The sequence below is a fragment of the Bradyrhizobium arachidis genome (assembly GCF_024758505.1).
Lineage (GTDB): Bacteria > Pseudomonadota > Alphaproteobacteria > Rhizobiales > Xanthobacteraceae > Bradyrhizobium > Bradyrhizobium manausense_C.
This window is the reverse complement of record NZ_CP077970.1, coordinates 4,305,997-4,326,385: the sequence shown is the minus strand read 5'-3', so window position 1 is coordinate 4,326,385 and position 20,389 is coordinate 4,305,997. Positions and strand designations below refer to the sequence as shown.

Here is a 20,389-nt window from a genome sequence, read left to right as displayed (position 1 = left end):
CTCCGGGAGCAGCGCCATGTCCGCCTACGACACCAACAACATCTTCGCAAAAATCCTGCGCGGCGAGCTGCCCTGCCACAAGGTCTATGAGGACGAGCATGTGTTCGCCTTCCTCGACATCATGCCGCGGGTATCAGGCCACACGCTGGTCATTCCGAAAGCCCCTGCCCGCAACATCCTCGACATCAAGCCTGACGACTACGCCCACGTCGCGCGCGGCGCGCACAAGGTTGCCGCGGCCGCGATGAAGGCGTTCGAGGCCGACGGCATCACGGTGCAGCAGTTCAACGAGTCCGCCGGCGGACAAGTCGTGTTCCACCTACACATGCACGTGATGCCGCGTCATGACGGCGTGGCGATGCTGCCGCCTGCGAGCCGCAAGGAAGACAACAAGGTGCTGGAAGAGAATGCGGCGAAGCTGATCGCGGCGTTGAAGGGCTGATCGTCATTCCGGGGCGCGACGAAGTCGCGAGCCCGGAATCCATTGGGCCGCAGAAACCGACGAGAGATGGATTCCGGGCTCGCGCCAAGAGGCGCGCCCCGGAATGACGGCGGAGAGACCTACTCCGTCTCAAAATCCCCCGGCTGCGGTGCGGCCAGCGGCGTAAACTCGCAGCGATCGGGCTTGATGTCGATCAGCGGCGTGTTGTCGAGGCAGTCGAGGCCGCGCACCAAAATTGTGTTGCCCTCGATCCCGACCAGCTTGACGATGGACGTGCCGATCGGGTTGGGCCGCACCGGCGAGCGCAGCGAGAACGTGCCGCGTGTTTTCTCGTTGTTCTTCGGGCTTTGCAGCAGGATGTCGCGGCGCGACCTGTCGAGCCAGTACAGCACTTCGAGGTTCGAGTAGAAGTCCACACCCTTGATCGCGGGCACGAAGGGCTCGAAGATTTCGAGCCGGCAGACGGGGCCGTCATGGCGCCCCTGCCGCGGCGTCTCCAGCCGCGAGGTCCAGGGCGTGCGGATGCGGCCGATGAAGACGAGGCCGGCGTCCTCGGCCTTCGGCAACTCGATCGCAAGCTCGCCCTCGCGGAGTTCGTTTTCGCGAACCATTCTCACAATTCCCTATTATTCGGTCGGACTCTAGCCCAGCCACGCCCTGCCGGCCAGCATCACGAGTTCGCCGGTGACGACGCCGGCAAAAATCGAGCGGCGCGTCAGAGTGAACACGATGAAGCCGGCAACGACCGCGCCGTAGCGCAACGCGTCAGGCACGCTTGCCAGCGCACCGGGCGGCTGCACCACGATCTGGGCGATGACGCCGGCAAGGATCGCGGTCGCCACCGCCCTCACCCAGACCAGGACTTCCGAGCCCTCGTCCAGACCGCCGCCAAACCAGAGACCTAGCATGCGCCATATCTGGTTGGGAATAACGCCGGCGACAAAAAGCACGGCCAGCGCATGCCAGTCGCCGATGAAGCTGCTCATGCGCGCGCCTCCCGGAACCAGTGCACGCCGTAAGCAATGGTGCCGGCCACGACGCCGCTGACGAGGATGTCGAGGCCTGAATTCATCTTCGCGGCCAGCGGATAGAGCACGAGCCCGAGTACGAGCGCGACGATGTCGGCGAGCTCGCGGCTGTTGCGCGCGGTCGAGAACAGGAACGACAGCGGCGTCAGCATCAGGATCGCCGCGCCGAGCGTCTGCGTGAGATTGGCCGCGAGGAAATAGCCGACCGTGTTGGCGCAGAGGCAGACCGAGACCAGGCCAAAGCCGAGCCCGTGGACGAAGGCGATGCGCCGCTCGCGCGGCACCAGCGGCAGGAAGCGGTGACATTCGACCCACAGCGTCACGGCGGTCAGATGCGCCACGAAGAAAAGCTGCCGCCGCTTGGTCTCAGGCGTGCGCATCAGGGGCAGCACCGAGACTACCATCGGGAACAGGCGTATGGCGCTCACGGTCACGGCGATCGCGGACTGGATGATGGTCGCACCGGACCCGAGCGTGGTGATCAGGATGATCTGCGCCGGTCCCGCCCAGACGAACAGGGTTGAGGCCAACGCCCAGGCGAGGCTGAAGCCGGTGTCATGCGCCAGCGCCCCGATGCCGAGATAGGTCACGAAGAGCACGATGGTGAGGATCGTCTGCGTGATCGAGCGCAGGCCCCACAGGAAGGCGCGCCACGAGCTATGCCATTGCGATGAATCGAGCGGAGGAAGCGCCACGGGCAGCCGGGAATGGGAGAAGTCGTGGCGGCATAACGGGCGAGACGGTGCGTCACGTCAAGGAAGTGCAAGGCGGGGCTGGCATGCGCGGCGCAGCACATGCCGTCATTCCGGGGCGATGCGAAGCATCGAACCCGGAATCTCGAGATTCCGGGTTCGGCTCTTCGAGCCGCCCCGGAATGACGGCATTCATCAACTACCCGCTCACACCTCGATTCTTCAGCACGAAGCACGCGCCGCCCGCTTTGCGGATGCGGCCACACAGCTCGTCAGCCTCGCCGCGCGTGTCGGCGCCAATGCGCACCTGGTAGAAGGCGCGCGTGCCGCGGCTGCGCATCACCGAACTCAGCAGGCTCGGATCGCGGTCGCCGATGACGTCGCTCAGGCGCTTGATGGCGCGGGAGTACATCGCCAGCGCCCTGTTTCGGTCGAAGCCGGCGGCGAGCTGCACGCCCCAGAGCTTTGCCGCGGCAAGCTGCACATGCTGCTCGAGCTCGGCGATGAAGGGATTAGGCGCGCGCCTGAGCAGCGCCATCAGGTCGCGGCAGCTCGTCGGCGGCGCGCTGGGTGGGGTCTTGCCGCCCCTTCCTGCCGCGGCCCAGTCCTCGACCGTCGAGCCGGTGATGGCGACGACGTAACTCCGCGTCTCCTGCGGCATCGCGCCGGTGCCGGCGAGCCACTCCTGCACCCGCCGCGGGCCGGCGTTGTAGGCAGCGGCGGCAAGACCGAGATTGCCGAACTGGTTGCGCAGCTCGTCCAAGAACTCGGCCGATTTCGGCAGGGCCTGAATCGGGTTGAAGGGATCAAGCAGCCCGCGCTCGCTCGCGGTGCCCGGCATGAACTGCGCGATGCCTTGCGCGCGCTGGCCATTGCGCGTCACCGGGCCGACCGCGTCGGTCTGGAAACGGCTTTCCTGCCAGATCACGCGGGCAAAAAATTCGAGCGGCAGGTTCGAGGCCCGCGCTGCGGCCTCGATCATCAGGCAGATCGATTCACGGGTGTCGCTCTCGCGCGCCGCATCGGCCGGCTTGTCCGGCGGCATCGCCGGCTCCTCGACGCTCGGCCGCGCGCCACGGACCGGCGGCTCCTCGCCCCTCGCTGGCGCATGCCAAAGCAGCGTCGCCAGGCCACAGCCGAGCAGCGTCCGTGTCAGGGATGGCAGCAATTGGGTCCGCAACATCACGTAAATCGGCCTTGAAACCGGGCAGCAAGGCAACTAGCAACGACCGGGATAATCAACGCGAGCGGGCCCGGATGCATACAATCTATTTTGATCTCGACGGCACGCTAACCGATCCAAAGCCCGGGATCACCCGCTCGATCCAGTATGCCCTCAAGACGCTCGGCCAGGCCGTCCCGACCGAGGACGAGCTGACCTGGTGCATCGGCCCGCCCCTGCATGCCAGCCTGAAGAAGCTGACGGGAACCGACGAGCTCGCCGACCGCGCGCTGCTGCTCTACCGCGAGCGGTTCGCCGATGTCGGCCTGTTCGAGAACGAGGCTTATGGCGGGATTGAGGGGACCTTGTCGGCGCTGGCGGCGACGAGTCCGCGCATGTTCGTCGCGACCAGCAAGCCCAGGGTTTTTGCCGAGCGCATCATCGACCACTTTGGCCTGCGCCGCTATTTCGAGCGCGTGTTCGGTTCCGAGCTCGACGGCACCCGCGTCGACAAGGGCGACCTCCTGGCTTACGCGCTCGATGAGGCGAAGGTGGACCCGCGCTCTGCGGTCATGATCGGAGACCGCAGCCACGACGTCGTCGGCGCGCGCAAGAACGGCATGACCGCAATCGGCGTGCTCTACGGCTATGGCAGCGAAGACGAGCTGCGGGATGCCGGCGCGCATCACATCTGCGCCGCACATCCTGAACTGCTCGACCGCTACGCCACGCTCGCGGCGTAAGGTCTTTACTTGAGCATGATCTATCCGGAAAGCCGCTGCACACTTTTCCGGATCATGCTCTAGGCGCTGACGGTCTCGACCGCCGTCAGCATCCCCGTCTTGGGATGGCAGTTGAGATATTCGAAAAACTGCTCATCTGCCGCGGCCACCGTGACCTCATGATAGAGCCGCAGCTTTGCTGACGGCCCGAGCGTCGAGAGATATTTCATCGCCGCGCCAAAGATCTTTACATGGGTCGGATGCGACTCCGCCCAGCGCTCAAGCGCGGCAAGGCTCTTCCACCAGCTCTGGCCGTAGGATTTTTCGGTCGGCGTTCCATCCGCTCCGAGCACGCGCATATAGCGATTGGCGTAGCAGCCGATGGCGACGCCGTCGTCGCGCAGGAAATCCATGCCCTCGCGCAGCACCGGCTCGACGTCCCCGAGATAGAGCTCTCGTTCGGAAGCCTCGGTATCGCTCCAGTCCTGGCCCGAACGGATCAGGCAGAGATTGTCATTCGCTTTCACCCGTAGCCGAGCCCCGTCGCGCACCAGCTCTGCCTTGCCGCCAGGTGCCATCTCGCTCGTCTGCGACAGCGGAATGCGGTCGCGCATGCCGCCCCAATAGGCGTGCTCCTGCACATCGCCGCTCATGCCGTCGGCGATGACGGCGACGCCTTCGGGCCGGCCGAGCGAGGAGAACAGTGTCTCGTGGCGCTCGACCGAGGGACGCAGCACCTCGATAAAGGTGCCGATGCCCTCGTCCGCCTTGCCGGTCCAGTCATCGCGGGCCGGAGCGAACCAAGCATCGAAGCGCGCGACGTCGTCCCAATAGGCGACGGAGACGACGTTCGCGAAGCCTGCATGGTCCACGTAATGGGCGCGGTCCCAATGCGCGGGACCGTCGGCCGCCGCAAAACGCTTTGCGATCCGCGCCAGCGCGTCGGTGGCCGCAGCCGGCGTTGCGCCGCGATACTGCACGCCGAAATAGGCCATCACCACGCGGCTGACGGCGGGCTTGTAGCGCGCGACAAAGGACGGATATGGCGGCTGGTAGTCATCCGGCACGCGCTTGTGGCGCGAGCGCTTTGTCTCCAGATGCGGAGGGATGGCGGATTCCATGACGAGTCCCTCCTCAGCTTGCCGCCGCTGCAATGTCCGTCGGCTCGACCGCCTCAGTCGGCGGCGAAAACTGCTCGACGCGCTTGTACGGCTTCTTGTTGAGCAGGAGCCGCGTCACGTCGGGCCGCGAGTAGTGCCCGGCCGGATCCGCCGCGTTCTTGGCCACGCCGATGGCGCCGAGATCGATCTCCGCGATCAACAAGCCTTCCTGGTCGGGCGCCAGTTTTTCGCCGATCTGGCTGCCGTCGGGACCGTAGATCGCGGCAAAGCCGCCACCGACATGCAACAGCGCGTGCTTGTCCGGCCGATCGCAGAGTTCGTCGATCATGGCCTGCGAGACCGTCGCGCATGGCGCCAGCACGAAGCAGGAGCCCTCCACCGCATAGACGCGCGAGGCTGCGTTGTTCACCTCGGCGCCCAGCGCCACCGCAAAGGGATCGTAGAGCGAAAAGCTCGGCCAGGCCGCGACATGCACCTGCTCGTTCTGCGCGTACATCGCGTACTTTGACAATGGCTGCAGATGCTCCCAGCAGCAGAGTGCGCCGAGCCGGCCAATGTCCTGGCGGTTGTGGACCGCGAGGTCGCTGCCGTCGCCTTCGCCATAGACGGTGCGCTCGGCGTGGGTCGGCCGCAGCTTGCGGCGCTTTGCGATGGTCTCGCCATCGGGCCCGATCAGCCATTGCGCCAGATAAAGACTGCCGCCGTCCCGCTCCGACAATCCGATCACGGCGGTGAGTTTTGCCTTGCGAACCGCAGCACGCAGTTTTTCGGCCTGCGGGCTGTCGTAAGAGAGCGAGTTGTCAAAGTAGCGCTGCACAAAACCGCGGCCGATCGCCCAGGCCGGCGAATCCATCCAGATGTGCCAGGGATAGCCGGGGATGAACGCCTCGGGGAATGCGATCAGCCTGGCGCCCTTTTGGGCGGCCTCCTCGATCAGTGCGATCGACTTGTCGACCGACGCGTCGAGATCGAGCCAGGCGGGTGCCGCCTGCACCACCGCGACCTTGTATTTCGGATGTTCGATGCCCATTCCCGCCTCCATTGAATTCTGACCACGTCCGATGCAGTCTATTGGGCCAGACAGCGGCGATCGGCGCTCGACCGCTGCGGAACAAAAAGTCGACTGGGAGCGATCGGCGAGGCGGTACGGAAATTGCCTCGCTGCCCGGCAGGTTGAGTGCCAGCACAATGCACGGGATGTGACAGGGAGGCTCACGCATGTCAGTCCAGTTCACCACAGACGGCAGCCCCGGCTACCGCCGCCTGTCGCTCTGGCAGGACATCGTCTGCGACGTGTTCGTCGGGCTCGACTGCAAGTCCGACCTCGGCAGCGCCTTTCATGGCACGGTGACTCAGGCTTCGCTCGGCCGCGCGGTGTGTTCGGATGTCTGCTCCGACCGCCAGCATGTCTACCGCACGCCGTCGCGGATCGCGCGCTCCGATCAGGACTATGTGCTCGTCGCGCTCGGCAATCGCGGCATCGGCGGCGTCGTGCAGGACGGCCGCGAGACCGTGATCCATCCCGGCGAATTCGCGCTCTACGACACCACGCGCCCGTACGAGCTGAAGTTCGACGACGCCTTCACCCAGACCATCTTCAAGGTGCCGCGCGACATGCTGCAGCGACGGCTCGGCGGCACCGAAGCCATGACCGCGATCACGTTCGGCCCGGACTCGCCGCTGCAGAGGCTCGCCTATGATTTCGTCTACCGTGTGTGCCAGAGCGCTGATCAGATCGAGGCGAGCCACGCCGTCGCGCTGTCCGAGCAGGCGGTCGACCTCATTGCGATGGCGCTGAGCGAACGTCTCGGCAAGACGTCGCTGCCGTCATCGACCCATCGCTCCGCCCTGCTCTATCGGCTGAAGGCGCATATCCGCGCGCGCCTTTCCAATCCGGAGCTCTCGCTGTCGGACACCGCGGCCGCGCTCGGCATCTCGCCGCGCTATGTCAACGATCTTCTCGCCGACGAGCACATGTCGTTTCAACGCTACGTGCTCGCCGAGCGCCTCGCCCAATGCAAGCGCGACCTCGCCTCACCCGTGCTCGCGCACCGGCATGTCGGCGAGATCGCCTTTGCCTGGGGTTTTAACGACCTCTCGCATTTCGGCCGTGTCTTCCGCGAGCATTTTGGCCTATCGCCGCGCGATTTCCGGCAGAGTCAGTTGCCGCATTAGCTCTTCTTTTTCTTGGCCGATCGCTTCGCGGTATTCAGCGCCACGGCGCCCTTGATGAGTGCCTTCAGCGCCTTTTCGTTGATCTTGTCGCTCTCGTGGATGTCGATGGCACGCCGCGTGTTGCCTTCGAGGCTGGAGTTGAAAAGGCCAGCCGGGTCATCCAGCGAAGCACCCTTGGCAAAGGTCATCTTCACCACGGCCTTGTAGGTCTCGCCGGTGCAGATGATGCCGTCATGCTCCCACACCGGGACGCCGCGCCACTTCCACTCCTCGACGACATCAGGATCGGCCTGCTTGATGATCCCGCGGATGCGCGCCAGCGTCTCGCCGCGCCAGTCGCCGAGCTCCTTGATCCGCGCATCGATATGCTCGGAAGGAGAGGCTCCCCCCTTTGCGTCCTTCGCAGGGCTCTTCTTCACGCTTGCCATCGCTTTTTTCATTTTCGTTGCACTCACATTCGTTCGCCGGGCAATCGGCTGGCTTGCGTCACCCAGGCAACGAGCTGAGCTTCGTCGAGCTGGTCATCCTCATGGATGTCGAGATAGCGCGTGTCCTTGCTCCTGGACTCGCCGGGCGGAACAGGACGCAGCGACGTGCCGCGGAAGAAAGCCACTTTGACGTACTTCGTGAAGCAATGAAAGCTGAGGAACCAGCCCTCGTCAGCGATGCCATAGAAGGGCGAATTCCATTTCACGGCCTTGCGCACGCCGGGGACGGTGCGCACGATGACTGCGTCGAGCCGGCGACCAATTTCGCGCTTCCAGCCGGGCATGGCTGCGATATAGGCCTGCACCGGGGCATCGCCTTCGGCTTTCGCGATCTGGGGGTTGCCGCCTGCGAGGAGAGCCGGTTTCGCAGCCCTCGCGGACTTTTTCGGTGTGTTGCCGGCCATATCTTCAGCTGTTCCGCCATCTGACAGCATAGGGCAGCGCAAAGAGGTAGAGGCCGCTCAGCAGCAGCAGGATCAGCGGGAACAGCGCGAGCAGGCCGACCCAGACGGCCTGCTCCTGCCTGACCATGGCGATGACATTGCCGATGACGGCCAATGTGAAGGCAATCGACAGCCAGCGGTGAATCTGACGTATCCACTTGTTCAAGAACCCCTCCCTTGAGACGAAACCATCAACGATGCGACCGGTGTCATTCTGCCTGCGCCAATACCTGGTCGAGCTTGTCGAAGAACTGCTTCCAGCCAGCGTGCGCGCCGCCAAAAGCCTGCTTCTGATCCGGACGGAATCCGACCTGCTCCATGCGCAGATGCGTTCCCCTGCCCGTCGGTGTCAGCGTGAATGTGACGACGCTGCGCAGATCGAAGGCGGCATCCTCGTGCGCAAAATTCCAGGTGTAGGACAGCGTCTTCTGCGGCTCGATGGTCAGCACCTCGCAATCCAGCACACCGCCCCACTCGCCGCGCAGGTTGAAGCGGTGGCCGACTTGCGGCTTGAAATCGTTCTTCATCAGCCACTCCTCGATCAGATGCGGCTGCGTCAGCGCGCGCCAGAGCTTTTCCGGCGGATGCGGGATCTCACGCTCGACGACGACGGAGCGCGTTTCGGTCGCGGTATTGTTCATTGGTCCATCCTCTTCAGCAGATCTTCGAGATCGTCGAACCGGCGCTCCCAGAACCCGGCCATCTGGCGGGTCCAGTCGATCAGCGGCCCGAGCGCCCCGAGTTGTGCGCTGTAATGGGTCTGGCGGCCCTCATGGCGGTCGCGCACGAGGCCCGCCTGTTTCAAGACCCCGAGATGTTTCGAGACGGCCGGCTGCGAGATCCCGGCGCGCGCCGTCAGCGCTCCGACCGTCTGCTCGCCGTCGCGGCAGAGACGTTCGAAGATCGCCCGCCGCGTTGGATCGGCCAGCGTCCTGAAAATCAAGTCGTGAGCATTCGGCATCCCAAATCCATAACCATTAGGTTATGGATTTGGTATAACTGAAGAGGAATGGATCGGTCAACCCAAAATTTCCCGGACCCGTCAGGTCAGACCCATATCCCGCCGGCAATGCATTACGCCGCGGTCGCGGCGCTTTCCACGCCGTTGACGTGCATCAAGCCCGTTTGGCCCAACGATGGCATCCTCCGGCTTTCGAGGATGCCAATGCGCCGATTTGCCATGAAGGCCCTGTTCACGGCCCTCACCTTCAGCAAGGCCGGGCGCAAGCGGATCGATTGGGATCGCAACGTCCTGATCTACTCGACCGCAGTGACAGTGGGGCTGATCGCGCTCTACGTCTTCGGCAAGGCGACCGCGCGCTGGTGAGAAATAGCGCCTGCGCTCTCAACCGCGCAGCGAGCGCGTGTATTGGCGCGGCGTCATGCCACTCAAGGCGCGAAAGCGCTGCGTGAAGTGACTCTGGCTGCTGAACCCGCAGGCGAGCGCGACCTCGGCAAGCGGAATTTCGGCCGTCGCCATCAGCCGCTTCGCGCGTTCGATGCGGCGGCGCAAGACGAAGCCATGCGGGGTTTCACCCGTCGCACGCTTGAACATCCGTGCGAAATAATACGGGCTGAGCTCGGCCACGCCGGCGAGATCCTCGATCCCGAGCGGCCTGTCGAGATGGGTTTCGACAAAGTCGGTGATGCGTCGCAGTCGCGCCGGCGGGATACCGCCGCGTGTCCGCAGTGCTGCCGGACCACGCGTGGTGTGGCGCGCGACCACATAGGCGAGCAGCGTCTGCGCAGCGTGGCCAAGCGCTACCCGCTCTGCCGGCTCATCCCAGACAAGAGGCAGCATTGCCTCGCGGATCAGCGTCTCGATGTGGGCATCGCGGAAATACGTCTCATCGCGCAGGTCGATGGCGGCAGGATCGACGTGAAGCGCCTCCACGGCGGCACGCTCGAAGGCCGCGCGCGCGACATAGAGGTGGAACATGGCGACAGGACCGCTGACATCCCAATCGCTGGTGACGCCGCGCGGCATGGTGCAGAGACTGCCGGCGCCGGCGCTGCCGATGCGTTCCCCGTCGCGACGACGGCAGATCGCTTCGCCGCCACTAAGATAGAGGCTGAGCGTGTGGTGGTTGGGCGCGGCGTAGCGCGTGAAGGCGGTCTCGTTCCGCTCCCATAGGGCCACCGCGAGACCACCGCCGAGTGCCACAGCGCTCCGCAATGGCACATGGGCGCCATTCAGGCAGTCGAAGATGGTGAATCCCTGGAGACCGGACATCGCTCGTCGCACGGCGGTTGAAGACGCGGCCGATTAGAGCAAAAGAGCCGTCGCGCCACAATGTCGGGCGCCGTGGACGCCGTGCTTTAGAGCAAGATCCTGACAAGAACAGGCAGCGTTGCGACAGACAAGCTTGTTGGGCCTGGACTAGGGATCGCGCGGTCCAACGGACAAGTGTTGTTCATGACCGCTCTGCTCTTCATCACCGTCGTCCTTGCATGGGGCTTCACCTGGTTCGCGATCAAGCTGCAGCTCGGGGTCGTCGCCCCCGAGGTCTCGATCCTTTGGCGCTTCGTTCTCGCAACGGCCTTGATCTGGGCCGGCCTCGCGGCAACGGGGCGACTCCAGCGCGTCGACCCGCGGCAGCATGGCTGGTTTGCGGCCATGGGCGTCTGCCTGTTCTGCCTCAACTACATCCTCACCTATGCCGCGATCGGCCACATTGCGAGCGGCGTCGCCTCCGTCATCGTCACGACGGTGACGATATTCAATCCGCTCAACCAATGGCTTTTCCGACGCCAACGGCCGAGCCGGCAAGTTCTCGGCGCCGCCTTGCTGGGCATGATCGGCATCATGCTCCTTTTCGGCGAGGCGTTCGCGGGCGTTGCGGTCGATGCCGGCACGGCGCTCGGAGTCGCGTTGCAGCTCGCCGCCGCGCTCGTCTTCTCGCTTGGAAATTTCGCCTCTCTGCGTGCCACGGCGGACGGGACGGATCTTCCCAACGCCGTCGCCCGGGCCATGAGTTGGGGCACGGTCTTTCTCGCGCTCTTCTGCCTGGCACGAGGCGCAGCTTTCGTGATCGCCCCCTCGCCAGGCTATCTCCTTAGCCTCCTCTATCTCGCGGTTGTCGGCACGATTGCGGCCTTTCTCGCCTATCTCTCGCTGCTGGCGCGGTTAGGCGCCGATCGCGCCGCTTATGTGACGGTGCTCTACCCTGCGGTCGCGCTCGCCGTCTCCAGCTCCTTCGAGGCCTATCACTGGTCGCTCTGGTCGATCACCGGATTGGCGCTTGTTGGCCTCGGCAACATCGTCCTCTTCCTGCGCCTGCCGCCGAGCCGCGCCGCGACTTGGGAAAGAGCCTCCACACAGGCCTGATGCCCCGGGCTGCTCGCGGCGGTCACCAGGTGAGCGATAAAGCCCCGGAACCATCGCGACGGCTCCAAGTTGCGCAGTAACATGTGAAATCTGCGATCGCGATTCGATCGCGCTTCCGAGCGCCGTTCACGATGTCGACAGATGTAATCGAGCATGCCGACGGCCTGCCGCTGCCGCAGCGGCAATGGGCCATCCTCACCATCGCGCTCGGCATCACCATGTCGGTCGTCGACGGCGCCATAGCCAATGTGGCGCTGCCGACCATTGCGGCCGATCTGAACGCCAGCCCCGCCTTCTCGATCTGGATCGTCAACGGCTACCAGCTTGCCATCACCATCTCGCTGTTGCCGCTGGCCTCGATGGGCGAGATCGTGGGCTATCGCCGCGTCTACCTCGCAGGGCTGCTACTCTTCACCCTCGCCTCGGCGTTTTGCGCGCTGTCGCATACGCTGCTTGAGCTGACGCTGGCGCGCATCGTCCAGGGTTTTGGCGCGGCCGGCATCATGAGCGTGAACACCGCGCTGGTCCGGTTCACCTATCCGCACGCCTTGCTCGGACGCGGGATCGGCCGCAACGCGCTGGTCGTCGCGGTGTCGGCCGCGATCGGCCCGACGCTGGCCTCGGCCATCCTTTCGGTCGCGAACTGGCCCTTTCTGTTCGCGATCAACATCCCGCTCGGGATAGCTGCCCTGGCCTTGGGGTGGAATTGCCTGCCGCACACGCGTCTCGCATCGCATCCCTTCGACTGGCAAAGCGCAGGCCTCAGCGCCGTCACCTTCGGCGTCGGCATCTTTGCGATCGACAGTGTCGGCCATGGCGAGCCGCTGCTCATCTGCCTGATCGAGTTCGGCGTCGCGATGGCCGCCGGCGCGCTCCTGATCTATCGCGAGACCCACGTCGCGGTGCCGCTGTTGCCGATCGATCTGTTGCGCATTCCGATCTTCGGCCTGTCGATCGCAACCTCGATCGCCTCGTTCTGCGCGCAGATGCTGGCCTTCGTCGCGATCCCCTTCTACCTGCAACACCGTTTTGGCTATTCGGCCGTCGAGATGGGACTGTTGATCACGCCCTGGCCGATCGCGGTGGCCTTTGCGGCGCCGCTGGCCGGACGGCTGGTCGAGCACTATCCGGCCGGGCTCTTGGGCGGCATCGGCCTTCTGCTCTTCGCGGGCGGGCTCGCCTCGCTCGCATTGCTGCCGGCCAGCCCTGCACATGCCGACGTGATCTGGCGGATGGCGCTTGCCGGTCTCGGCTTCGGACTGTTCCAGACCCCGAACAACCGCACCATGATCGCGGCCGCCCCGCGCGAACGCTCCGGCGGGGCCAGCGGAATGTTAGGTACGGCGCGGTTGCTGGGACAAACGACGGGCGCGGCGCTGGTCGCGCTGCTGCTCGGGCGCTACGCCATCGAGGGTACCAGGATCGCGCTGCTGGCCGCCGTCGGTTTCGCGCTGTGCGGAGCCCTGCTGAGCATGCTGAGGCTCTCCCCCGCCGGCGCGCGCGGCGCCGAACATGTGCGCATCCATGACGGCCAGCGCATGAAGGGCGAGTAAAGCAGCGCACAACCTTGGCGTGGCTTAACTATTCGACGCAGTGGCCCCTTGCCTTCGCGCTCCGGTTGCGCTTGATTGCATCTCGGGCTGGGGATTTTTCATGCGTATTGTAGGAATTTTGGCGCTCGGCGCCATGCTGGGCGGCTGCGCGTCCGTTACACGCGGCACGACGGAAAACATCAGCATTTCATCGACACCATCAGGCGTTGAAGCCGTGGTCAGCGGTCTCGAGGTACCGACGACCTGCATGACGCCATGCTCCATCGTCGCCAAGCGCAACGCCGACATTTCCATCACCTTCCAGAAGGAAGGTTTTGAATCGCAGACGGTGCAGCTCACGAAGGAAATCCCGGCGACAGGCGCGGCCGGCTTCGCGGGCAATATCATCGCGGGCGGTCTCGTGGGCATGGGTGTCGACGCCGTGACCGGCGCTGCCACCGACCACAAGCCGAATCCCGTCATCGTGACCATGCAGCCCGTGGCGCCGGTCCACCGGCCGCCCCCTCCTGCGAAGAAGCCTCGGCCATCGCGCGCACCCGAAGCCGGCACATAGTGCGTACGGCGTTTCTGTCCTGCTCTCACGACCGGTGACGCGAACCGGTTGCTCGCGTGCCGCGACCAACACGCGGTCCCGGAGACTGCTGGTGCTTGGTAACCCGTCGGCCATCCAGCGCAGCCTGAAACATGCTGCAGGGGGTGACGCGTGGCCTTCGACTATTGGTGGATCGGTTTGTTCGTCGATGAGCGCGAGCATGCGCGCATTCAGCCACATTTTGCTGCGGCCGCGGCGGAAAGCCCGTTGTCTGCGGAGGCAAGGCAGGCCATCGACGATTGGCGGGCGCACCCGTACGAATATGAGGAAGACGCATGGCTCACCGCAAGCGACGAGCTAGCTTCCCGGGTCCGCGCATTTTCCCGCGCATTCAATCGTCCGGGGTTCGTCGAGTTCGCTAGACAGCTGCTGACGATCGAGGGCGCGCTGTCGGACCTCGTCGATGAACGACATGTCTTCCGGATGACGATCACAGCTCGTCATCCGACCGTCAGCATCGTCTGGCATGCGCTGGGCTCCGAGCGCGCGCAAGCGTTGCCGGGGCAGATGGGAAACCTGCTGCTGTCTCCGCCCGAGGTCGAGGCGGCGCTTGAAACGACGCGACAAGCCTATGAGGGCGTGTCGCGGGAGGAACTGCTCGCCGCAGCCAGGCGGTTTTGCCGCTGCAGCGTAGGCGATGACACGTTGGACGAAGCGGTGAGTTTCTTGCCAGATGGTCTTGAGGCCGCGATCGCACGACGAGCCGGCTTTCTGGGGCTGGCCTGTCCTCAGATATGAGCTCGCGCCGATCGTCGCCATCGACAAAAAGGCCGGCTTCACAGCCGGCCCTTTTTCAATTCATGACGCTCGCGATCAGACCTTGACCAGCGGGCCCTTGGAGGTCGGCCCCTTGGAGCCGCCGGGACCGCCCGGCTTGGACTTACCTGGCGGCCGCTTGCGGGCCCCGGGCAGCTTTTCCTGCTTCGGCGTGACCGGTCCTTCGACAAACTCGAAGCCAATCTTGTCCTTGGTCTCGTCAGCCTCGTCCTTGACCAGGACGACGCGGACGTGGCCACCGCTCTTCAGCTTGCCGAACAGCACCTCATCCGCCAGCGGCTTCTTGATGTGCTCCTGGATCACGCGGGCCATCGGGCGCGCGCCCATCTGCTCGTCATAGCCGTGCTGGATCAGCCAGGCCTTGGCCTCGTCGGACAGCTCGATCGTGACGTCGCGATCGCCGAGCTGCGCCTCGAGCTGCAGCACGAACTTCTCCACCACCATGCCTATCACATCGGCATTGAGATGCGCGAAGGAGACGATGGCATCGAGACGGTTGCGGAATTCCGGCGCGAACTGCCGGTTGATCGCCTCGTGGTCGTCGCCTTCCCGCTTCTGGCGGGTGAAGCCGAAGGCCTGCCGTGCGAGATCGGCCGCACCGGCGTTCGTGGTCATGATCAGGATCACGTTGCGGAAGTTGACCTGCTTGCCGTTGTGATCGGTGAGCCGGCCGTGGTCCATGATCTGGAGCAGCACGTTATATAGATCGGGATGCGCCTTCTCGATTTCGTCGAGCAACACGACGCAATGCGGATGCTGGTCGACGCCGTCGGTGAGCAGGCCGCCCTGGTCGAAGCCGACATAGCCGGGAGGCGCGCCGATCAGGCGCGACACGGTGTGCCGCTCCATGTACTCGGACATGTCGAAGCGCAGGAGCTCGACGCCAAGGGAGGCTGCGAGCTGCTTGGCGACCTCGGTCTTGCCGACGCCGGTCGGACCCGAGAAAAGGTAGCAGCCGATCGGCTTCTCCGGTTCGCGCAAGCCGGCGCGTGCCAGCTTGATCGAGGCCGACAGCGAGTCGATCGCCTTGTCCTGGCCGAACACCACGCGCTTCAGGGTCTGCTCGAGATGCTTGAGCACCTCGGCGTCGTCCTTCGACACGCTCTTGGGCGGGATCCGCGCCATCGTGGCGATCGTGGTCTCGATCTCCTTGATACCGATGGTCTTCTTGCGCTTGTTCTCGGCGACCAGCATCTGCGCCGCGCCTGACTCGTCGATCACGTCGATCGCCTTGTCCGGCAGCTTGCGGTCGTGGATGTAGCGCGAGGAGAGCTGCACCGCGGCCTCGATCGCCTCATTGGTGTATTTCAGCCGGTGGTAGTCCTCGAAATACGGCTTGAGGCCCTTGAGGATTGCGATGGCGTCCTCGACCGTCGGCTCGTTGATGTCGATCTTCTGGAAGCGCCGCACCAGCGCGCGGTCCTTCTCGAAGTGCTGGCGGTATTCCTTGTAGGTCGTCGAGCCCATGCAGCGGATGGTGCCCGAGGCAAGCGCCGGCTTGAGCAGGTTCGAAGCGTCCATCGCCCCGCCCGAGGTGGCGCCCGCGCCGATCACGGTGTGGATTTCGTCGATGAACAGGATGGCGTTGGGATGGGCCTCCAGTTCCTTCAGCACCTGCTTCAGGCGCTCTTCGAAGTCACCGCGATAGCGCGTGCCCGCGAGCAGCGTTCCCATGTCGAGCGAGAACACGGTCGCAGCCGCGAGAACCTCCGGCACCTCGCTGTCGACGATGCGCTTGGCGAGGCCTTCCGCGATCGCGGTCTTGCCGACGCCGGCTTCGCCGACGAACAGCGGGTTGTTTTTCTGCCGGCGGCACAAGACCTGGATGGCGCGGTTGATCTCGGAGTTGCGTCCGATCACCGGATCGATCTTTCCGTCGCGCGCCTTCTTGTTGAGGTTGACGCAATAGGTCTCGAGCGCCTCGCCCTTCTTCTTGGCGTCCTCGTTGCCCTTGGCCTCGGTCTCCTCGTCCACGCCACGCACGGGGCGCGCTTCGGAGACGCCCGGCCGCTTGGCGATGCCGTGGCTGATATAGTTGACCGCGTCATAGCGCGTCATGTCCTGCTCCTGCAGGAAGTACGCGGCATGACTCTCGCGCTCGGCGAAGATCGCGATCAGCACGTTGGCGCCGGTCACCTCTTCGCGACCGGACGACTGCACGTGGATCACCGCGCGCTGGATGACGCGCTGGAAACCGGCGGTCGGCTTGGCGTCGTCGGCGCCATCGGTCACCAGGTTTTCGAATTCGGTTTCGAGATAGTTCACCAGACTCGTGCGCAGCTTGTCGAGGTCGACGCTGCAGGCGCGCATGACGGCTGCTGCATCGGAGTCATCGATCAACGACAAGAGGAGATGTTCGAGCGTCGCGTATTGGTGATGACGCTCGTTTGCGATCGCCAGTGCACGATGCAGGGATTGTTCAAGGCTTTGGGAAAAAGTCGGCATTCGCGTCCTCTATGGCCCCCACCATCATGATCGCCATCACCCGGTCAGGCAACAACAACCTTCGTCAAATATAGTTATACAAAACCGCGGCGAAAGAGCGGTTCCGCGACTCGGGTTACGCGCCCGGGTATTTTCGATGCAAAACCCGTTCCGATTGGGGCAGGAATTGGCGCTGGCGATCAAAACCCCGTAGTTGGCCGCCTACGGCGGGGACGCCACTCGGATAGCGGATGCCTTTACGCGGTAACCGCGCCTGTCAGCGCGGCGTCACTTCTTTTCCATCACGCATTGCAGGGGGTGCTGGTGCTTGCGCGCAAAATCCATCACCTGCGTGACCTTCGTCTCGGCAATCTCGTAGGTGAACACGCCGCATTCCCCGATACCGTGATGGTGGACGTGCAACATGATCTTGGTCGCGGCCTCGACGTCCTTCTGGAAGAACTTCTCCAGGACGTGAACGACGAACTCCATCGGCGTGTAGTCGTCGTTGAGGATCAGCACCCGGTAGAGATTGGGCCGCTTGGTCTTGGGCTTCACCTTGGTGATGACCGAGGTGGTCGGTCCCGTGGTGTTGCCGGGACGATTTTCGTCGTTGCTCATCCGGGGAGCGTCACAGACGGCGGCTGACGCGGGTAGGTTAAGGCTGAAAGTTAGTTGCGACATGGCTCAGGCGTTTAAAAATCCCCACGGAAGCATATGGCGGCTTGACGCGCGGCCCCGCTTTCGAGGCCCCGCACGACGCACCGTCTTGCGGATCGCCGCTCCCAGCCGATCCGAGCCGGGCCCGGTCAGCCATACGAATATGGGCTCGACCCCGGCCCGCCGCAAGCGCGCATGGGCTCATACGACGCGGCCGCGGCCGTCCGATTCCCGGTCCGGCCAATCCTGTCCGAGGTTAGTCAATTCCAATCAATTTGACAAAAAATTCCGGATCACCGTTCAGCGGCTGTTGACCAGGAACCCGGGGTTAACGGCGCTGCGGCGGCTTCGCGCCGGGATACCCCCGGTTTTGCACGGTCCAATTTACCCGCTCTTCAATGGTGCGCCTCGAAATCAGGCAAAACCACAGATTTCGGGGATCGTCATGTTTCGCCTGCCCGTCGTTAATCGAGTTGGTCGGCTCCTCGCCCGCTTCACGAAGGCCGAACAAGGCAATATTGCGGTCATCTTCGCTATCGCGCTATTGCCGGTCCTGGGCTTCGTAGGCGCAGCCATCGACTATAGCCGCGGCGTCCAGGCGCGCGCGTCGATGCAGGCGGCGCTCGATTCCACGGCGCTGATGCTCTCGAAAGACCTGACGCAGGGCACCATCACCACCTCCGACATCAACACGAAGGCCCAAGGCTATTTCGCGGCCCTCTACAACAACACGTCCGCGACTGTCACGGGGGTCACCGCCAACTATACCGCCGCCAGCAGCACCACCGCCGCGACGATTGCACTCACGGCAAATGCATCGATGCCAACTCAATTCATCCGGATTTTGCCCCGGATTCTCTACAACACCAATACGTACGACAATCTCAATCTCAACTCGAACTCGACGACTACTTGGGGCAACGTCAAGATGCGCGTGGCGCTGGCGCTCGACAACACGGGCTCGATGGCGTCGGACGGCAAGATCACCGCACTGCGTAATGCCGTGGCAGGAACCGGCGGCCTGATCGATCAGCTCAGCGCGCTCAGCAAGACCAATGGTGACGTCTACATCTCGGTCATTCCTTTTGCGAAGGTCGTCAATCTCGGTGCGAGCAACTACACCCAGAGCTACCTCGACTGGACCGACTGGCTGAACCCGCCAACGACACAGCCCAACAACGGAAGCTATCAGGCATCGCTGCCGATCAACTGGCACGCCTTCGGTCCCGGTGCGAAGTGCCCCTTCTCCAACAGCAACGGCGGCTTCTCCTGCACAACAGGCCCGACCAGCAGTTCCACCACCTCGACGATCCCGTCGAGCGGCAGCTACTCAGGCTACATCTGCCCGAGCGTGGATGCGAACTCGCACGCGCTCTACAATGGCTGCTGGACCAGCGAAGCCGCAGGCACCGGCGTGTTCTGCACGGGATCCAACAGCTGCTCCTGTCCGAGGGATTCCTCGAACAATGCGATCGCCGGCTGCAGTTGCTCGACGAGCAACGGCGTCAAATCGTGCACCGGCAATCTCTACGTCCACAACTGGACGCAGCCCGGACCGAACGACACGACGCACAATACCAGCCAGCCCCGGGTGAGTGCCGTCGTCGGCTGGACCAACAACAGATATACCTCGACCAACACCACGCCCACCGTCCTGAACGATTACCGTCTGGCCTCGACGAATCCGATCAGCAACTGGACCGGCTGCGTCGCCGACCGCACCCAGCCCAATGATGCGACCGGCGTGCTGCCAGTGTCCTCGGACGTCACGACGCTGTTCCCGGCCAACGAATATTACGAGAACAGCACAGCCTATTGCAGCAGCAGCGTCTCGAGCCAGCTCAAGCCGATCATTCCGCTGAGCTATAGCTGGACCACACTCAAGGACGCCGTCAACGCGATGCAGCCGACGGGCGGCACCAACCAGGCGGTCGGATTGGCCTGGGCCTGGCAGTCATTGCTGGTCGGAGGCCCGCTGAACACACCGGCCGAGGACGCCAACACGACGTACAACCGGGTTATCATCCTCTTGTCCGACGGCTTGAACACCGAGGACCGCTGGCCCGAATACGGCAACGGCAGCTCGCAGGCGTCGGGCGATCCGATCGACGCGCGGCAGGCGCTGATGTGCAGCAACCTGAAGGCGGCCAAGGATTCCAAGGGCCAGGACATGTACACGATCTACACGATCCAGGTGAACACTCACTCGCCCGCCGATGCGACGTCCACCGTGCTGCAGAACTGCGCGAGCAGCCCCGACAAGTTCTTCATGCTGACGAGCTCGAGCCAGATCGTGACCACGTTCAACACGATCGGCACGGCGCTGAGCAAGCTGCGCGTGGCGCACTGACGCACGCCGCAACGCAAGAACGAAAAAGCCCGGCTGAAACCAGCCGGGCTTTTTGATTCCAGGACTTGTCGGGAGACTTAGTTCCCGGCGGGGGTGAACTTCGACACGATGGTCTCGACCGGCTTGAATGCCTGCTTGGCGAGGTCGTTGTAGAGGCCCGCGATCTTCTGCGACTCGGCGACGAAGGTCTCGTAGCTCGAGCGGGCGAACTCGGTCTGGGCTTCCAGGGCCTTGTCCAGCGACTTCACGCCGGAAAGCTTCTCAACGAAGGACTTGGTGTCTTCGAACGACTTCTTGGTGAAGTCGCCATAGGCGCTGGCGATCGCCTGCAGGCCATGCTGCACCGAGGTCGCGGAGGCAACGACCTGCTCGAAATGCTCTTTGCCGTAGTTTTGGAAGTCTTCAACCTTGAACATCATGGAATCCTTTTTC

24 protein-coding genes are annotated in these 20,389 nt (G+C 64.0%); 9 read left to right on the top strand and 15 right to left on the bottom strand.

What is annotated here, in order from left to right; genetic code table 11:
* Window positions 1–16: 16 nt before the first annotated feature.
* Entirely contained in the window at window positions 17–442 is a 426-nt protein-coding gene (locus KUF59_RS19825; protein ID WP_212462575.1) for an HIT family protein, read from the top strand.
* Between the two features lie 119 nt (window positions 443–561).
* On the opposite strand, the gene tsaA is transcribed toward KUF59_RS19825, so the two are convergent.
* The 4 genes from tsaA to KUF59_RS19805 form a co-directional block, all read right to left on the bottom strand.
* Entirely contained in the window at window positions 562–1,053 is a 492-nt protein-coding gene (tsaA, locus tag KUF59_RS19820; RefSeq protein WP_212462574.1) for a tRNA (N6-threonylcarbamoyladenosine(37)-N6)-methyltransferase TrmO, read from the bottom strand.
* 30 nt (window positions 1,054–1,083) lie between these two features.
* Complete coding sequence (locus KUF59_RS19815) at window positions 1,084–1,428, bottom strand: AzlD domain-containing protein (protein ID WP_212462573.1); 345 nt, start codon at window positions 1,426–1,428, stop codon at window positions 1,084–1,086.
* Complete coding sequence (locus KUF59_RS19810) at window positions 1,425–2,165, bottom strand: AzlC family ABC transporter permease (protein ID WP_212462572.1); 741 nt, start codon at window positions 2,163–2,165, stop codon at window positions 1,425–1,427. Before KUF59_RS19810 ends, KUF59_RS19815 begins: the two co-directional genes overlap by 4 nt.
* A gap of 196 nt (window positions 2,166–2,361) precedes the next feature.
* On the bottom strand, window positions 2,362–3,345 hold the full coding sequence (locus KUF59_RS19805; RefSeq protein WP_212462571.1) for a lytic transglycosylase domain-containing protein: 984 nt from the start codon (window positions 3,343–3,345) through the stop codon (window positions 2,362–2,364).
* A gap of 74 nt (window positions 3,346–3,419) precedes the next feature.
* Here KUF59_RS19805 and KUF59_RS19800 point away from each other — a divergent pair, with 74 nt between their 5' ends.
* Entirely contained in the window at window positions 3,420–4,067 is a 648-nt protein-coding gene (locus KUF59_RS19800; protein WP_212462570.1) for an HAD family hydrolase, read from the top strand.
* Window positions 4,068–4,126: 59 nt separating this feature from the next.
* Here the strand turns inward: KUF59_RS19800 and KUF59_RS19795 are convergent, their stop codons facing one another.
* Complete coding sequence (locus KUF59_RS19795) at window positions 4,127–5,167, bottom strand: phenylacetaldoxime dehydratase family protein (RefSeq protein ID WP_212462569.1); 1,041 nt, start codon at window positions 5,165–5,167, stop codon at window positions 4,127–4,129.
* A 13-nt stretch (window positions 5,168–5,180) separates the two neighbouring features.
* Window positions 5,181–6,197, bottom strand: a complete 1,017-nt coding sequence (locus tag KUF59_RS19790) for a carbon-nitrogen hydrolase family protein (RefSeq protein WP_212462568.1) — start codon at window positions 6,195–6,197, stop codon at window positions 5,181–5,183.
* A 188-nt stretch (window positions 6,198–6,385) separates the two neighbouring features.
* Between KUF59_RS19790 and KUF59_RS19785 the strand changes: the two genes are divergently transcribed.
* Window positions 6,386–7,342, top strand: coding sequence for an AraC-like ligand-binding domain-containing protein (locus KUF59_RS19785; protein WP_212462567.1), 957 nt, complete (start codon window positions 6,386–6,388; stop codon window positions 7,340–7,342).
* Here KUF59_RS19785 and KUF59_RS19780 read toward each other — a convergent pair.
* The 5 genes from KUF59_RS19780 to KUF59_RS19760 are packed head-to-tail and all read right to left on the bottom strand — an operon-like array spanning window position 7,339 to window position 9,234.
* A complete protein-coding gene (locus tag KUF59_RS19780) occupies window positions 7,339–7,782 on the bottom strand; it encodes a DUF1801 domain-containing protein (RefSeq protein WP_212462566.1) in 444 nt (147 codons plus the stop codon). The two genes, KUF59_RS19785 and KUF59_RS19780, sit on opposite strands and share 4 nt — an antisense overlap.
* Window positions 7,783–7,793: 11 nt before the next feature.
* The gene (locus tag KUF59_RS19775) at window positions 7,794–8,234 is read right to left on the bottom strand and encodes a DUF1801 domain-containing protein (RefSeq protein WP_212462565.1); all 441 of its coding nucleotides are present in this window, start codon (window positions 8,232–8,234) and stop codon (window positions 7,794–7,796) included.
* Between the two features lie 4 nt (window positions 8,235–8,238).
* Complete coding sequence (locus KUF59_RS19770) at window positions 8,239–8,439, bottom strand: hypothetical protein (RefSeq protein ID WP_212462564.1); 201 nt, start codon at window positions 8,437–8,439, stop codon at window positions 8,239–8,241.
* A gap of 43 nt (window positions 8,440–8,482) precedes the next feature.
* Complete coding sequence (locus KUF59_RS19765; protein WP_212462563.1) at window positions 8,483–8,914, bottom strand: SRPBCC family protein; 432 nt, start codon at window positions 8,912–8,914, stop codon at window positions 8,483–8,485.
* On the bottom strand, window positions 8,911–9,234 hold the full coding sequence (locus KUF59_RS19760; RefSeq protein WP_212462562.1) for an ArsR/SmtB family transcription factor: 324 nt from the start codon (window positions 9,232–9,234) through the stop codon (window positions 8,911–8,913). The genes KUF59_RS19765 and KUF59_RS19760 overlap by 4 nt, the downstream gene beginning before the upstream one ends.
* A 204-nt stretch (window positions 9,235–9,438) precedes the next feature.
* Here KUF59_RS19760 and KUF59_RS19755 point away from each other — a divergent pair, with 204 nt between their 5' ends.
* The gene (locus KUF59_RS19755) at window positions 9,439–9,600 is read left to right on the top strand and encodes a hypothetical protein (protein WP_212462561.1); all 162 of its coding nucleotides are present in this window, start codon (window positions 9,439–9,441) and stop codon (window positions 9,598–9,600) included.
* An 18-nt stretch (window positions 9,601–9,618) separates the two neighbouring features.
* On the opposite strand, the gene KUF59_RS19750 is transcribed toward KUF59_RS19755, so the two are convergent.
* A complete protein-coding gene (locus KUF59_RS19750) occupies window positions 9,619–10,506 on the bottom strand; it encodes a helix-turn-helix transcriptional regulator (protein WP_212462560.1) in 888 nt (295 codons plus the stop codon).
* Window positions 10,507–10,689: 183 nt separating this feature from the next.
* On the opposite strand from KUF59_RS19750, the gene KUF59_RS19745 reads away from it, so the two are divergent.
* The 4 genes from KUF59_RS19745 (at window position 10,690) to KUF59_RS19730 (ending at window position 14,484) form a co-directional block, all read left to right on the top strand.
* Window positions 10,690–11,601: a DMT family transporter gene (locus KUF59_RS19745; protein ID WP_258769872.1), complete on the top strand. Its 912-nt coding sequence runs from the start codon at window positions 10,690–10,692 to the stop codon at window positions 11,599–11,601.
* Between the two features lie 131 nt (window positions 11,602–11,732).
* The gene (locus tag KUF59_RS19740) at window positions 11,733–13,154 is read left to right on the top strand and encodes an MFS transporter (RefSeq protein ID WP_212462558.1); all 1,422 of its coding nucleotides are present in this window, start codon (window positions 11,733–11,735) and stop codon (window positions 13,152–13,154) included.
* Window positions 13,155–13,254: 100 nt separating this feature from the next.
* Window positions 13,255–13,707 carry a peptidase associated/transthyretin-like domain-containing protein gene (locus KUF59_RS19735; protein WP_212462557.1) on the top strand — a complete coding sequence of 151 codons (453 nt, stop codon included), beginning with the start codon at window positions 13,255–13,257 and terminating at the stop codon, window positions 13,705–13,707.
* A gap of 150 nt (window positions 13,708–13,857) precedes the next feature.
* Window positions 13,858–14,484 carry a hypothetical protein gene (locus KUF59_RS19730; protein WP_212462556.1) on the top strand — a complete coding sequence of 209 codons (627 nt, stop codon included), beginning with the start codon at window positions 13,858–13,860 and terminating at the stop codon, window positions 14,482–14,484.
* Between the two features lie 75 nt (window positions 14,485–14,559).
* Here the strand turns inward: KUF59_RS19730 and clpA are convergent, their stop codons facing one another.
* A complete protein-coding gene (gene clpA, locus KUF59_RS19725; RefSeq protein ID WP_212462555.1) occupies window positions 14,560–16,968 on the bottom strand; it encodes an ATP-dependent Clp protease ATP-binding subunit ClpA in 2,409 nt (802 codons plus the stop codon).
* A gap of 267 nt (window positions 16,969–17,235) precedes the next feature.
* The gene (gene clpS, locus KUF59_RS19720; protein WP_186294195.1) at window positions 17,236–17,568 is read right to left on the bottom strand and encodes an ATP-dependent Clp protease adapter ClpS; all 333 of its coding nucleotides are present in this window, start codon (window positions 17,566–17,568) and stop codon (window positions 17,236–17,238) included.
* Between the two features lie 484 nt (window positions 17,569–18,052).
* On the opposite strand from clpS, the gene KUF59_RS19715 reads away from it, so the two are divergent.
* Window positions 18,053–19,957: a TadE/TadG family type IV pilus assembly protein gene (locus KUF59_RS19715; RefSeq protein ID WP_212462554.1), complete on the top strand. Its 1,905-nt coding sequence runs from the start codon at window positions 18,053–18,055 to the stop codon at window positions 19,955–19,957.
* A gap of 77 nt (window positions 19,958–20,034) precedes the next feature.
* On the opposite strand, the gene KUF59_RS19710 is transcribed toward KUF59_RS19715, so the two are convergent.
* Complete coding sequence (locus KUF59_RS19710; protein WP_212462626.1) at window positions 20,035–20,373, bottom strand: phasin family protein; 339 nt, start codon at window positions 20,371–20,373, stop codon at window positions 20,035–20,037.
* Window positions 20,374–20,389 lie beyond the last annotated feature (16 nt).